The sequence below is a fragment of the Stutzerimonas marianensis genome (assembly GCF_022810315.1).
In the GTDB taxonomy this organism is placed as follows: domain Bacteria; phylum Pseudomonadota; class Gammaproteobacteria; order Pseudomonadales; family Pseudomonadaceae; genus Stutzerimonas; species Stutzerimonas marianensis.
Map to the genome: position 1 here is coordinate 39,526 of NZ_JALGRD010000008.1, position 14,162 is coordinate 53,687.

The 14,162-nt window shown below is 63.2% G+C and carries 9 protein-coding genes and 1 tRNA gene; 5 read left to right on the forward strand and 5 right to left on the reverse strand.

Annotated elements, in window-relative coordinates; all coding sequences use genetic code 11:
- Window positions 1–1,026 (reverse strand): tRNA (adenosine(37)-N6)-threonylcarbamoyltransferase complex transferase subunit TsaD, encoded by a 1,026-nt coding sequence (gene tsaD, locus MST27_RS14695; protein WP_243606693.1) that lies wholly within the window; start codon window positions 1,024–1,026, stop codon window positions 1–3.
- 194 nt (window positions 1,027–1,220) lie between these two features.
- Here tsaD and rpsU point away from each other — a divergent pair, with 194 nt between their 5' ends.
- From rpsU to MST27_RS14715, 4 genes are all read left to right on the forward strand, one after another.
- Window positions 1,221–1,436 carry a 30S ribosomal protein S21 gene (gene rpsU, locus MST27_RS14700; RefSeq protein ID WP_003283508.1) on the forward strand — a complete coding sequence of 72 codons (216 nt, stop codon included), beginning with the start codon at window positions 1,221–1,223 and terminating at the stop codon, window positions 1,434–1,436.
- A gap of 138 nt (window positions 1,437–1,574) precedes the next feature.
- Entirely contained in the window at window positions 1,575–3,506 is a 1,932-nt protein-coding gene (dnaG, locus tag MST27_RS14705) for a DNA primase (RefSeq protein WP_243606694.1), read from the forward strand.
- Between the two features lie 67 nt (window positions 3,507–3,573).
- A complete protein-coding gene (gene rpoD, locus MST27_RS14710) occupies window positions 3,574–5,427 on the forward strand; it encodes an RNA polymerase sigma factor RpoD (RefSeq protein ID WP_243606695.1) in 1,854 nt (617 codons plus the stop codon).
- A 123-nt stretch (window positions 5,428–5,550) separates the two neighbouring features.
- A tRNA-Ile gene (locus MST27_RS14715) sits at window positions 5,551–5,627 on the forward strand.
- A gap of 252 nt (window positions 5,628–5,879) precedes the next feature.
- On the opposite strand, the gene MST27_RS14720 is transcribed toward MST27_RS14715, so the two are convergent.
- The 4 genes from MST27_RS14720 to MST27_RS14735 all read right to left on the reverse strand — a co-directional run bounded on the left by MST27_RS14720 (window position 5,880) and on the right by MST27_RS14735 (window position 12,541).
- Window positions 5,880–6,950, reverse strand: coding sequence for an NmrA family NAD(P)-binding protein (locus MST27_RS14720; protein ID WP_243606696.1), 1,071 nt, complete (start codon window positions 6,948–6,950; stop codon window positions 5,880–5,882).
- Window positions 6,951–7,107: 157 nt separating this feature from the next.
- Entirely contained in the window at window positions 7,108–8,229 is a 1,122-nt protein-coding gene (locus tag MST27_RS14725; RefSeq protein WP_243606697.1) for a phospholipase A, read from the reverse strand.
- A gap of 61 nt (window positions 8,230–8,290) precedes the next feature.
- Window positions 8,291–11,449 (reverse strand): efflux RND transporter permease subunit, encoded by a 3,159-nt coding sequence (locus tag MST27_RS14730; protein ID WP_243606698.1) that lies wholly within the window; start codon window positions 11,447–11,449, stop codon window positions 8,291–8,293.
- Window positions 11,450–11,452: 3 nt separating this feature from the next.
- The gene (locus MST27_RS14735; RefSeq protein ID WP_243606699.1) at window positions 11,453–12,541 is read right to left on the reverse strand and encodes an efflux RND transporter periplasmic adaptor subunit; all 1,089 of its coding nucleotides are present in this window, start codon (window positions 12,539–12,541) and stop codon (window positions 11,453–11,455) included.
- 564 nt (window positions 12,542–13,105) lie between these two features.
- On the opposite strand from MST27_RS14735, the gene MST27_RS14740 reads away from it, so the two are divergent.
- Window positions 13,106–14,083, forward strand: a complete 978-nt coding sequence (locus MST27_RS14740) for an AraC family transcriptional regulator (protein ID WP_243606700.1) — start codon at window positions 13,106–13,108, stop codon at window positions 14,081–14,083.
- The last annotated feature ends 79 nt before the right edge of the window (window positions 14,084–14,162 follow it).

Below are 14,162 nucleotides of genomic sequence, written 5' to 3' on the forward strand. Positions count from 1 at the left end.
TCAGACCGCCGCCAGGGTTTCCATCGGCCAGCGCGCCTGGACGGTAATCTGCGGGCCATCCTGCTGCCCGGCCAAGAGGCGCTGGCAACCGGCATAGGCGATCATCGCCCCGTTGTCCGTGCAGAAGCGCGGCCGCGCATAGAACACTCGGCCGTTCAGCTCGCCTAGCATGCTTTCCAGACTCTCGCGCAGCGACAGGTTGGCGCTCACGCCGCCGGCGATGACCAGGCTGTTCAGGCCGGTCTGCTGCAGCGCCCGGCGGCACTTGATGGTCAGGGTATCCACCACCGCCTGCTGGAAGGCGAGCGCGATGTCGCAGCGGGTCTGCTCGCCGTCATCGCCTGCGCTGCGGCATTGCTGCCAGGTGGTCAAGGTCGAGGTTTTCAGGCCGCTGAAGCTGAAGTCCAGGCCTGGGCGATCCGTCATCGGGCGGGGGAAGACGAAACGCCCCGGAGTGCCCCGCTGGGCGAGTGCGGCGATCTCCGGCCCACCCGGGTAGCGCAGCCCCATCAGCTTGGCGGTCTTGTCGAACGCCTCGCCCGCGGCATCGTCAATGGATTCGCCCAGCAGCTCGTACTGGCCAATGCCATCGACACGAACCAGCTGAGTATGGCCGCCCGAGACCAGCAAGGCGACGAACGGAAACGCCGGCGGCTGCGCTTCCAGCATCGGCGCCAGCAGATGCCCCTCCATATGATGCACACCGACTGCCGGAACGCCCCAGGCGAAGGCCATTGCCTGGGCGCAGGACGCGCCGACCAGCAGCGCACCAACCAACCCTGGCCCAGCCGTGTAGGCAATCGCGTCAATCTGGCCCGCTTGGCGCCCGCCCTCTTCGAGCACCTGGCGGATCAGCGGCAGCATACGCTTGACGTGGTCACGCGATGCCAGCTCCGGCACCACGCCACCATAGACGCGGTGGAGGTCGATCTGGCTGAATAGCGCGTCGGCCAGCAAGCCCTGCTCGCTGTCGTACAGCGCGACGCCCGTCTCGTCGCAGGAAGTTTCAAGCCCCAGCACCAGCATGGGCACAACCTTTCATGGAAGCGAATGAAGCCGCGCATATTAATAGCCGCGGCCCGCGACCGGCCAGCGCTTTTCGACCGGGGGGCTTTGCATTCCCGACGGCAAGGCGTTAACATCCGCAACCCTTAAAACCAGCGTGCTCGCGAATTTGCCGAAGCGCGTTGAACCGGTAAACAAGTGAAGGTACGTCCTGGATGCCCAACGTTAAAGTCAAAGAGAACGAACCATTCGACGTAGCTCTGCGTCGCTTCAAGCGTTCTTGCGAAAAAGCCGGTGTACTGGCTGAAGTCCGCAGCCGTGAGTTCTACGAGAAGCCCACTGCCGAGCGCAAGCGTAAAGCTGCTGCCGCAGTCAAGCGCCACGCCAAGAAGGTTCAGCGCGAGCAGCGCCGTAGCGTTCGCCTGTACTGATCCCGTACGGCTGAAGCTGCATCAAGCCCGGCACATGCCGGGCTTTGCGTTTGAGATAGACTCCGCTTCGCCGGCCGGCGAATGGTCGGAGTTTTTTTCATTCCGGCCCGAACAGCGCGAGCGTATTGTCATACCCCTATGGCCGGCCTGATACCGCAATCCTTCATTGACGACCTCCTCAACCGCTCCGACATCGTCGAGGTGGTGAGTTCGCGCGTGCAACTGAAGAAATCGGGCAAGAACTACACCGCCTGTTGCCCGTTCCACCAGGAAAAGACGCCTTCCTTCAGCGTCAGCCCGGACAAGCAGTTCTACTACTGTTTTGGCTGTGGCGCAGGCGGCAACGCGCTCGGCTTCATCATGGATCACGACAACCTGGAATTTCCCCAGGCGGTCGAGGAGCTGGCCAAGCGCGCCGGCATGGAGGTTCCGCGCGAGGAAGGCGGCCCGGGGCGCAAGCCACGTCAACCCGTCGACTCACCGCTGTATCCGCTGCTCGAGGCGGCCGCCGAGTATTATCGCCAGGCGCTCAAGGGTCACCCGGCCCGCAAAGCCGCGGTCGAATACCTCAAGGGCCGCGGCCTGTCCGGGGTGATCGCACGCGACTTCGGGCTCGGTTTCGCCCCGCCCGGATGGGACAACCTGATGAAGCACCTGGGCGGCGACGGGCTCCAGCAAAGGGCGATGATCGACGCCGGACTGCTGATCGAGAACACCGAAACCGGCCGCAGCTACGACCGCTTCCGCGACCGGGTGATGTTCCCGATACGCGACAGCCGCGGCCGTGTGATCGCCTTCGGCGGACGCGTGCTCGGTGACGACAAGCCCAAGTACCTCAACTCTCCGGAAACTCCTGTCTTTCACAAGGGGCAGGAGCTCTACGGGCTGTACGAGGCGCGCAAGGCGAACCGCGATCTCGACGAGATCATGGTGGTCGAAGGCTATATGGATGTCATCGCCCTGGCCCAACAGGGCTTGCGCAACGCCGTCGCCACGCTGGGCACCGCCACCAGTGACGAGCACCTCAAGCGCCTGTTCCGCATCGTGCCGAGCGTGCTGTTCTGCTTCGATGGCGACGGTGCGGGGCGCAAGGCCGCCTGGCGCGCCCTCGAAGCGGCACTGCCGAATCTGCAGGACGGTCGCCGTGCCCGCTTCCTGTTTCTGCCCGAAGGCGAAGACCCGGACAGCCTGGTTCGCCGCGAAGGCACGGATGCATTCCTGGCGCGCATCCAGCAGCAAGCCCAACCGCTGGCCGACTATTTCTTCCAGCAACTGAGCGAAGAAGCGGACCCACGCTCACTGGAAGGCAAAGCGCATCTTGCCACTCTGGCCGCACCGCTCATCGAAAAGATCCCCGGTGCAAACCTGCGGGCCCTGATGCGCAAACGCCTCAGCGACATCACGGGCCTTCATGGCGAAGCGCTGCAGTCGCCGCCGGCCACCGCCCCCAGCGCGCCGTCCGACTTCGATGGTAGCGCCTACTACGACACCAGCTCGGCTTACGACGAAGCGGATTACTACCCGCCGCCTGAAGCCAGCCAGCCGAAACGCGGCGGCAAGAAGGAATGGAAAAAGGACTGGAAAAAACCTGGCCAGCGTCCAGACTTAACAACACGTGCACCGCGAAAGCCAACGACGGTCGAGCCGCCCACGCTGACCACCTTGCGCACCCTGCTGCACCATCCCGAACTCGCGCAGAAAGTCGAGGATGTCAGCCATTTCGCCGCGGAAGACGACACCTACGCCCAGTTGCTCGTGGCCTTGCTCGGCACGCTCCAGAAGAATCCGAAGCTGAGGAGCCTGCAACTGATCGCCCGATGGCATGGAACCGACCAAGGGCGCCTTTTACGCGCCCTGGCCGAGAAAGAATGGCTGATATCGGCCGACAACCTTGAACAGCAGTTTTTCGACACCATAACGTCCTTAGCCGCCCGGCAACGCGAACGCAGCCTGGAAACACTGCTGCGCAAGGCACGCCAGGGTGAACTGAGTGCGGAAGAGAAAGACCAGCTACGCAAGCTGCTGAGCCGCGGCTCGGCAACCGCTATATCGACCTCAACTGGCGCGTGAGGTCCTTGCTCAGCTATAATGCTCAGCTTGTTTTCAGCCCGCCAGAACCGTCAGTGGATAGGGTTATATGTCCGGAAAAGCGCAACAGCAGTCTCGTCTCAAAGAATTGATCCAGCGTGGCCGTGAGCAGGGTTACCTGACTTACGCCGAGGTCAATGACCACCTCCCGGAGGATATTTCCGATCCGGAACAGGTGGAAGACATCATTCGCATGATCAACGACATGGGTATCAATGTATTCGAGGTTGCCCCGGATGCCGATGCCCTGTTGCTGGCCGAAGCCGATACCGATGAAGCCGCCGCCGAGGAGGCAGCCGCCGCCCTGGCTGCTGTCGAGACCGACATCGGCCGCACCACCGATCCAGTGCGCATGTACATGCGCGAAATGGGCACCGTGGAACTGCTGACCCGCGAAGGCGAGATCGAAATCGCCAAACGCATCGAGGAAGGCATCCGCGAAGTCATGGGCGCCATCGCCCATTTCCCCGGTACCGTCGACAGCATTCTCGCCGACTATGAGCGCGTCACCAGCGAAGGTGGTCGCCTGTCCGACATTCTCAGTGGCTACATCGACCCTGACGATGACGGCGCGGCTGCGCCCCAGGAAGTCGAGCCGGTCGCGCCGCAGGCCACCGCCAAGCCGGCCGATGACGACAAGGACGACGAAGACGAGGACGAAAGCGACAGCGAAGAGGAAGAAGGCGATGGCGGTCCGGACCCGGAAGTCGCACGCGTCCGCTTCGGTGCCGTAGCCGAACAGCTCGAAGTCGCCAAGAGCGCCCTGAAGAAGCATGGCCGAGGCAGCCAGCAGGCCAACGAAGCCCTGCAGGAACTGGCCACGCTGTTCATGCCGATCAAGCTCATCCCCAAGCAGTACGATGCGCTGGTCGAGCGAGTTCGCAACGCGCTGAATCAGGTTCGCGCTCAGGAACGCGCCATCATGCAGATCTGTGTGCGTGATGCCCGCATGCCGCGCGCCGACTTCCTGCGGCAGTTCCCGAACAACGAAACCGACCTGAGCTGGGCCGAGCAACTTACCAACGGCAAGGCCAAGTACGCCGAAGCAATTGCTGCACGCAAGGAAGACATCCAGCGTTGCCAGGAAAAACTGCTCGCCCTCGAAGAAGAGTGCGCGCTGGCGATTGCCGACATCAAGGACATTAACCGTCGCATGTCGATCGGCGAAGCCAAGGCCCGCCGCGCCAAGAAGGAAATGGTCGAGGCCAACCTGCGCCTGGTCATCTCCATCGCCAAGAAGTACACCAACCGCGGCCTGCAATTCCTCGACCTGATCCAGGAAGGCAACATCGGCCTGATGAAGGCAGTGGACAAGTTCGAATACCGTCGCGGCTACAAGTTCTCGACCTACGCCACCTGGTGGATTCGTCAGGCGATCACGCGCTCCATTGCCGACCAGGCGCGGACCATCCGCATCCCGGTGCACATGATCGAGACGATCAACAAGCTCAACCGTATTTCCCGCCAGATGCTGCAGGAAATGGGTCGCGAGCCCACGCCGGAGGAGCTGGGCGAGCGCATGGAGATGCCTGAGGACAAGATCCGCAAGGTGTTGAAGATCGCCAAGGAACCGATCTCCATGGAAACGCCAATCGGTGATGACGAAGATTCGCACCTCGGCGATTTCATCGAAGACTCGGCCATGCAATCGCCGATCGACGTTGCAACGGTGGAGAGCCTCAAGGAAGCCACTCGCGAGGTGCTTTCCGGCCTTACAGCCCGTGAAGCCAAGGTGCTCCGCATGCGTTTCGGCATCGACATGAACACCGACCACACCCTTGAAGAGGTCGGCAAGCAGTTCGATGTCACCCGCGAACGTATCCGTCAGATAGAGGCCAAGGCACTGCGCAAGCTTCGCCATCCGACACGAAGCGAGCATCTGCGCTCCTTCCTCGACGAATAAAAAACGTCATTGGCATCAAAGAAACCCCGGCTCTGGCCGGGGTTTCTTTGTTTATGCACCCAGAACACGCCCTCGTCTGTTGGCGCTCCCTCCCCTCGCCGGTATAATCCGCCGGCCTTCTGGGGGCCTATAGCTCAGTTGGTTAGAGCAGAGGACTCATAATCCTTTGGTCCACGGTTCGAGTCCGTGTGGGCCCACCATAAATTAACGATTCAAGCCCGTCGCAATGACGGGCTTTTTCGTTTGCGGCAATTTCAGTCCCCGCTTTAGCCGTATCTCATTTCTGGGCTGGCAGGTTTCGTCGCGGGACATCGCTGCGCTCTTCGACGGACAGGCTACACGCGCAGTCCGGACAGCACGCATCAGTGTCGGCTGCAACGGCGTGCTGAGTAGGATGATGTTGCGTGCGTGGGCAAGCAGCGTCCGATTCGCCTCGGGGTCGGTGTGTGTCGCTAGCGGAGAACAACGGGCCTCAACTCGTCTTCGCACCACTGTCGGAAGCTGGTCGCGGTACGGCTTGCCGGCGTGCGCTGCACGGCGCTGTCGAGCCCCTCGTTCTTGGCCCTGGCCATGTCGGTCATGCCCTGGGCCATGGCCTCCGACATGCCGCGCTGGACGAAGCCGGCCTTGTAGGCCTCGAAACTGACTTGCTGGTAGCGCACGGGCTTGCCCAGCACGTCGGATATGATGCTCGCCATCTCGTTGAAGGACAGGTCTTCTGGACCGAGCACCGGCACTTCGCTGCGCCCGCTCCATGAGGTGTCGAGCAGCAGGCTGGCGGCCACCGAGGCGATGTCGCGAGTGGCCACCGCCGGCAGCTTGCGGTCGCCATCGATCGGCAGGAAGAACACGCCCTGATCGCGGATCGGTTTGGCTTGGCGGGCAATGTTGTCCATGAACGACGGCATGGTCAGCGCACGGAAGTCCGCACCCGTGCCCGCGATTAGGTCATCCATCGCCAGCGACGCGGTGACGTACCCAGCGCTGGCGGCCATCGGCGTACCGCGCCCCAGCGCGGAAATACCGACCACGCGGCGGACGCCATGCGCCGTGATGGCTTCGCAGGCCGGACGGGTGAATCCCACATAGGCCGCCATGACGCTTTCGGCAGTTGGGTCTGCAGGGCACAACCAGAAAACGGTGTCTGCGTCTTTGAATGCTTCGTCGACGACCGCGGAGTCCCCGTGAGAGCCCTGCACGACCTCGATGCGCCCTCGCGTTGCGGTGGGAAGACGCGAGGGGTCGCGCGCGATTACCCGGATCGAGACGCCGCTGTGCAGGGCATCACTGTCCAGCAGGTTGTGGAGAACCTGATGGCCGATGTTGCCCGTCGGAGCGGTCACGACGATCCTGTTGCGCATGGACGTCGAGGCAGCATGTGAAAAGCGCGGAGCGCCAAGGCTCGCAAGCATACCGGCACCGGCGCCCAGCACCAGACCGCCCAGAAAGCGGCGTCTGTCGATACCGTGCTCGGACTGCCGCCGTGCATCGCCTACAAAATCGGGATCTGCTTTGTTGACCATACGTCACCTCTTTGGCCAGACGGCATCGATGTGATGCCGACCTGTTACAAAGACTAGAAAACGACGCTTGTACGATCTATGTGCCGAAGTCTGTTTAATCTTCGCGATCGTCCATCGACACGCGGAGCCAGAGTCGGACAAACGCAAAAGGTTTCTCTCAAAAATCCACGAGGCTCAAGCCAATGCTCAACACTGTGCGACTGCGGTTGTAGTCGACCAGTGTGTCGCCGTATCCGTGGAACAACTGGGTATGCAAGCGCAGGTTGCTCGTGGCCGGATCGCCGATGACCTTGAACCACTCGAGGCGAATCGATCCATGTCCGTTGCTGCGCAAGTTGCTACGCAGCGTTGCATCGAAGGCGTTCGACCGGCCGGGACTCCAACGTCCCGTTATCTCGGCCCGGCCGATGTAATCCGCGATGTCCGGATTGTCGTCATTCGCGGGAGCTTCCCTAATCCGGTGCCAGATGCGGCCGTTGATCTGGTAGCGATCGCCGATTTCCATACCGCCCATCAGGTAAGCACGGTTCCAACTGCGCGACTGCGGCTCCGACTCCCCATTCGATTGGTGAACCACGCCCGCGCCGGCATAGCGAAGGCGCCAGCCGCCGGGCAGGCCGAGGTCAGTCGGGTACACGTACATGATTTCCGGCTCGTGGTCGGTGCTGCGGAATGGCCGAGAGATATCCTCGTTGAACAATTGCCAGGTCGATTGCTGGCTATAGCCAAACCACAGTGAGTCCTGCTTGATGTCGTGGCGCGTCAAAAGGTTCTGGGCGACCTTGGTGCGCAGCGACAGGCCTATACGCGCCTCACTGGCCTGATAGTCCGCGCGCTCGACGGCCCGTCCGCCCAGCGAAGCAGGCATCTCGGGACGGTGGGTCGCCGTTGAGATCGACATACTCAACGGCCGGTAGCCGCGGACTCCGAAGGTTCCACAATCAGTACCGGCTTCGAGTTCCCAGAACCGCGACAAGGCAGAGTACCGGCCGTCACGGCAATCACCGGCCGGGCTGGCTGACGCCACGCGGGTGACTGGAGTGTCATCGCTCGGCACTTCGCTGGGCTGCACCCGAGACAACGTAGCCGGCTCGGCAGCTGCAGCCTCAGTCTGTTGTCGCGCCCAGTGGTCAAAGCAGGCGAGGCGCGCGTCACGGCCGTCCAACTGTCGGCAGTGCTGCCAGGCCGACTCCGTGGCCGGCCCAACGGTCGCCGGTGGGCCGATCTCGTTCGCGCGGGTCGCAGGCGCGGCGAGACAGGCATACAGCCAGGCGGCCACGGTGCCGCCCAGGATCCTGGGAGGAATGACGCTCCTATGCGCGGCACGCTTGCGCCCCGGATCATCCGTTCGCAGGAAGACCTCCCAGGCGAGAGCCTAAACGCGCACCGACACGCGCCTGCAGCGCCAGCGTCGCCACCATCAGGCTGGGCAGGAAGGTCAGCGTGACGACAGTGGAGAACGCGATGCCGAACATCACGATGGCGCCCAAACCCCGATAGAGTTCGGTACCAGCACCGGGGACCAGCACCAGCGGCGCCACGCCCAGGATGGTCGTCAGGCTCGACATCAGGATCGCCCGCAAGCGGATGCGCACCGCATCGTCTACCGCCGAGGCGATCGACTCGGCGCCTTCCTCCAATCGCTTGTACATCTCCTGGACGATCAGGATCGGGTTGTTGACCACGGCACCTAGCAGCACCAGGAAGCCGAGCAGCGTGATCATGTCGAACGGCTGGTGGATGCCGAAGACGGCGCCGATGCCGTTGAGCATCGCCAGTCCGACGATCCCGCCGGCCAGCCCGAGCGGGATCGTGGCCATGACGAACAGTGGCCGCCCCCAGTGGCGGAAGATCGCTACCAGCATCAGATAGCACAGCAGTATCGCGATCAGGAAATTGCCAGTGACCGCCTCACGCGTTGCCTGTAACTGGTCGCTGGCACCGGTGATGTTCATCGCGATGCCATGTGGAACCTCACCAGCGGCGACCATGGCCTCGATCAGCTCGCTGCGTACCCGCTCGACACCCGTTTCCAACGCCACTGAGCGCGGAGGCACGATGTTTAGCGTAACCGTACGGCGGCCATCCAGCCTGCGGATGCTGTCGGTATCGGCGGCCTCGTGCAGGTCGGCCAGCGCGGACAGCGGAAGCACCGCCCCCGACGGCGTTGCGATCGGCAGCTCGCGAAGGAGATCCGCCCGTTGGTCCCTGCCCGCGCGGCTGAACAGATAGATGTCCACCCGACGATCATCCAAGATCATCTCGTCGGCGAAGGCACCATCGCTCAGCGCCGCCACCGAATAGCCGAAGCGTTCCGCATCCAGACCGACCTCTGCCAGGCGCTCCCAGCGCGGCCGCACTTCCAGTAGTGACTGGTCCAGACTGAGCGAGCTGGGCTCAGAGCCTACCTGCGCGCCGTCGAACAGGATCTCGGCACGCGCGTAGGCACGGCCGGCCACCTGATAGATCTGCCCGAGATCAGTGCCGGATATGTTCAGGTTGATGCTGCGCGTGCCACCGTCGTTGCTTGAGATGATGGAGCCGCGCGAGGCGAACGCTCGCATGCCCGGCCAAGCCGTGAAGCGCGCTTCAAGCGCGGTCATCAATGCCTGCAGGTCGACGGGATCTTTGGGGTCGGTGATGACGCTGATGCCCTGAGCATCGACGAACATCGAAAAGAATCGCATGGCGGGCACGTCCGTCTCGCCGCGGTGGAAACGGGCCGGGTCGTCTTCGAGGCGCTGCTGCAACTCCGAAATCAGAACCTGCGCGATGCCCTCCATCTCCGCCAGGTTGTAGCCCGGCGGCGCTATCATACGAGAGAACACCCGCGCCTCTTCGCCCTCCGGCAGATATTCAGCCGGCGGCGTCAGCCATACCACGGCCAACACCGATGCGCACAGCGTCCCAAGCAGGATCGCGGCCCGCCGCGTCGGGGTACGGTACGCCCTGCCAATAACGCGGCCCATTCGCTCGAATGCACCGCTCCCCGCGGACGCGGCGGGTGTCAACGCAGGTAGCAGCCGTGCCGCCATAGTAGGAAGCACCGTCACCGCAACCGCCATCGACGCCAGGATCGAGGCGGATATGGCGATGGCGATATCCGAGTAGAGTTGCCCGGCTTCCTGCTGGATGAACAGCGTAGGCGCGAACACCAGTACGGTGGTCAACGTGCAGGCCAGCACGGCGGGCCAGACCCGACTCACTCCCTCTACGGCAGCTTCGAAGGGCTTGAGGCCTCTCCGCCGTGCCTGGTCGATGCTCTCCAGCACGACGATGGTATTGTCCAGCGTCATACCGATGGCGAAGGCCACGCCGGCCATCGAGATCACATTGAGCGTGCGGCCGGCCAGCAGCAGGCCGATGAAGGCGGCAATGGTGCAGATCGGAATGGCGATGACGCCAACGAACGTGCTGCGGGCAGAGCGCAGGAAGCAGTACATCGCCAGCGTCGCCAGCAGCGTGCCTAGCAGAAGGTTGTTCCAGACGTTGGCGACGGACTCCTCCACGTAGCGCGCGTCCTCGTTGACAAGCGTCATCTCCAGACCCAGCGGCGCCAAGACCTCGGTGTTGACGGCATCGACCGCTGGCAGCATGGCGTTCTTGGTTTGTACAACGTTAGAACCGGTCTCGCGCTGAACCGAGAGGATCAACGCCGGCAATCCGTTGTAGTACGAAAGGGAACGCAGTTCATGGTGGCTGAGTTGCAGGTCGGCCACATCGGACAGCCGCACCAGAGCGCCGTCGTGCTCGGCGATGATCAGCGCACCGATGTCGGCAGGCTCGCGGAAGCGGCCGACTGTGCGCACCAGTACGCTGCGCTTTCCGCTGTCCAGGTCGCCCGCGGAGCGGTCGATGTTACGCGCGCGCAGCGCGTTGCGTAGGTCGCTCATGTCCAGTCCGCGTTCGGCCAGGCGATACGGATCGACTTCGATGCGCACCTGCCGTTCTTCAGCACCACGGATCTCCACCAAGGAGACGCCATCGACACGTTCCAGGCGCGGCCGTACCTCGTCTTCGAGGAAGCTACGCATCATCGCCAGGTCCAGACTGGCGCCGCTTTCGCCGCGCGGGCCGACGCGGAAGTACATAAAGGGCTGGTTGGACGAGGAGATCATGGTCAGCGCCGGCGCATCGACGTTCTCCGGGTAGCCGGATACCTGGCTCAGCGCATTGTTGGTGCGGATCAGGGCCTCGTTGATATCGGCGCCGAAGGGAAACTCCAGCTCGATGGTGGCCTGCCCAGTGCTGGCGATCGAAACCATGCGGCGTAGACCGGGCAAGGAGCGCAGATACTGTTCCTGTTCGATCAGGATGTCTTGCTCGACATCCCGCGGCGAGGCACCGGGCCAGCGCGTGTCCACGCTGATGGTGCGTACTTCCAAGTCCGGAATCATCTGCACCGGTACACGCAGCGCGGCGCTGACGCCCAGTATACACATGATCAGGACCGCAACGGCGATCAGGGTGCTGTGTTGAAGAACGCGTCCGAATACCATTGCTCAGCGCTCTACCACTTCTACGGACTGGCCATCGGCCAAGGCCTCGTTGCCACGGATGACGATCCGTTCCCCTTCTCTAACGCTGTCGTCGACGATAGCGACCCGGCCATTGCGCCCATAGAGCATCTGCACGGTGCGCCTGCGCGCCACGGGTTGGTCTCCGTCGTCTTCGATTACATAGACGCTGTGGCTACCGTCGGGCTGGCGCAGCAAGGCGTCACGGCTGATAGCCACTGTGCCGCGGGTTGGCAAGAGTGAGATTTCGGCACGGGCGGAAGTGCCGGGGAGTAGTCGGCCTTGGGGATCATCCACCAGCAGCCGCAGCAGAAAGGCTCTTGCGCCGGGATCGGTGACCGGTACCCGCGCCGCTGCGCGCGCCGGCAAAGGCGCGCTACCAACCGCATCAGCGAAAACGCGGAACTGCGCACCATCATCGATTTGACCAAAGCGCTCCTGCGGCACGCGTATATCTAGGAGAACACGGTCGGTCGCTACCAGCGCCAGCACCGGCGTGCCACGCTGAACCCACTCCCCGGCCTCTGCGAGCTTTTCAGCGATCACGCCGGCAAACGGCGCCGGCAGTGCATGCCGGGCGACGATCTCCTCCTGCTCGCGTGCACTGGCGCGGGCGGACTCTTCCGCCGCTCGAGCGAGCGCCAGGGCAGAGGTTCGCGCCCCTAGCTCTGTGGCGGCGATAGCGTTGTGCGTGACGAGCAGCTGCGCCTCGGTGACCAGGCGCTCGGCCTCGCGCACGGAAGCGGCGGCCTCCGCTGCTTCCGCACGCGTGCGCAGCAGCACCTGGCGGGAGATGGCCGGATCGAGCTCGAGCAGTACCTGTCCGGCCTCGACATGAGCACCAGCATCGACATGCACACGCGAAACCAGCCCGTCGACGCGTGCCGACAGCCGCGCCTGACGTTCGGCGGTCAGGGTGCCCGATAGCGAGAAGCGTTCGCCGAACGCGGCCGGCTCAGCCACGCCCACGGTCACTCGCATTGCCGAGGCGGGCTGATTCGTTCCGTCATCCTCGGATGCGCTGTCGCATGCGGCAAGCAGATAGGCGAGCGTCAGCGAAAGAACCGACCGCACCGCGGCGCGTACCGGTGGGTACCCATCGGCGCCCCGGAAGGCATGTAGGGCCGAGGGCGAAGCGCATATCGCGCATGAGGTCGAAGAGGACAATCCGGGCAATCGGGCGTGGAGGCTCGAACAACTGTTTTGCATGATGTCGCGGCACCGGTAGTGGACGATGGTGTGGAGTCCGACGCTTGTGACAGGCAAAGCCTGCTGGGCATGCGGGGCACCGTCGTCCATGCTTCATGTCCGACTTCGCTAGATCACGCTTGCACTCATGTGGGCCGCGGGTCCGCTGTACACCGTTGCTCCGACAATAGGCGGCCTGAACGATACGAACCATGCGAGATGAGCCGGACTTCTTTTGCGATCGTCCATGACGGCGGCGCCAGACAACGCACTTACACCCTTACACCCGCCTACTACCCGCCGCCGGTGACTCGCACATAGCCTGTGGCTTGCCCAGTCAGCGCCTTATCGCTGCGCCAGCAGCTGCGAGTTCGTCTGCGAGGCCATAATGTGGCTGTGCTATCTATACGATAAAGTTCCCCTTATCTTTGCAATCGTCCAGGGAATGCCATGGATCCGCTCTCAGATGTTCTTTCGCTGTTGAAGCCGCGCAGCTACGTATCTTCGGGCGTGGATGCCGGGGGAACCTGGTCGATCCAGTTCCCTGACCAGAACAAGCTCATCAAGTGCTACGCAGTGGTGACCGGGGAATGCTGGCTGGTCGTCGATGGCGTTCCTGACGCCGCGCATCTGAAACAAGGCGACTGCTTCGTCCTGCCGAGCGGACGTCCGTTCCGCCTGGCGAGCGACTTGGCGCTAGCACCGGAGCCGTCCAGCAACTACTTCCCCCCGCCGCGCCCTGGCGCCGTCGTGAAAATTAACGGCGGAGGTGACTTCTTCCTCGTCGGCAGCCGTTTCGGCGTCAGCGGCGGGCATGCCGGCATCCTGATGGGCATGCTGCCGCCCATCGTGCATATCCACAACGAGTCGGAACAGGCCGCACTGCGCTGGTCGGTGGAACGGATGATGCTGGAACTGCACGCCCCACAGGCCGGCAGCTCTTTGATCGCCCAGCACCTCGCCCACATGATGCTGATTCAGGCCCTGCGACTGCATGTCGCCAAGGGCGAAGCAGATGGTGCGGGATGGCTGTTCGGCGTGGCGGACAAGCAGTTGGGTCCGGCCATCAGCGCGATTCATGCCGACCCGGCGTACCGCTGGACCTTGCAAGCGCTGGCCGGACACGCCTGCATGTCGCGCTCGGCGTTCGCCCAGAAATTCAAGGAGACGGTGGGAGTGGCACCCATGGAGTATGTGACGCGCTGGCGCATGCTGCTGGCGGGGGACAAGCTGGAAAATTCCAGCGATCCGGTATCCGTCATCTCCTTGTCGCTCGGCTACGAATCGGAAAGCGCGTTCAGCACGGCGTTCAAGCGTGTAATGGGCGCTTCGCCTCGACAGTATTGCCGGCGAACGGCACCCATTTCGAGCGGCCCTGCCACCTTTGTAAAGGGTGCGAGGCAGCTCCAGTTCGATGCTCGCGATTGATGGTGCGAGTATCGCATCCTGTCGGGCCAATGCCATGGCGCGTTCGATACAGGAAGGTCAAGCGCCATGGGCTCAATGT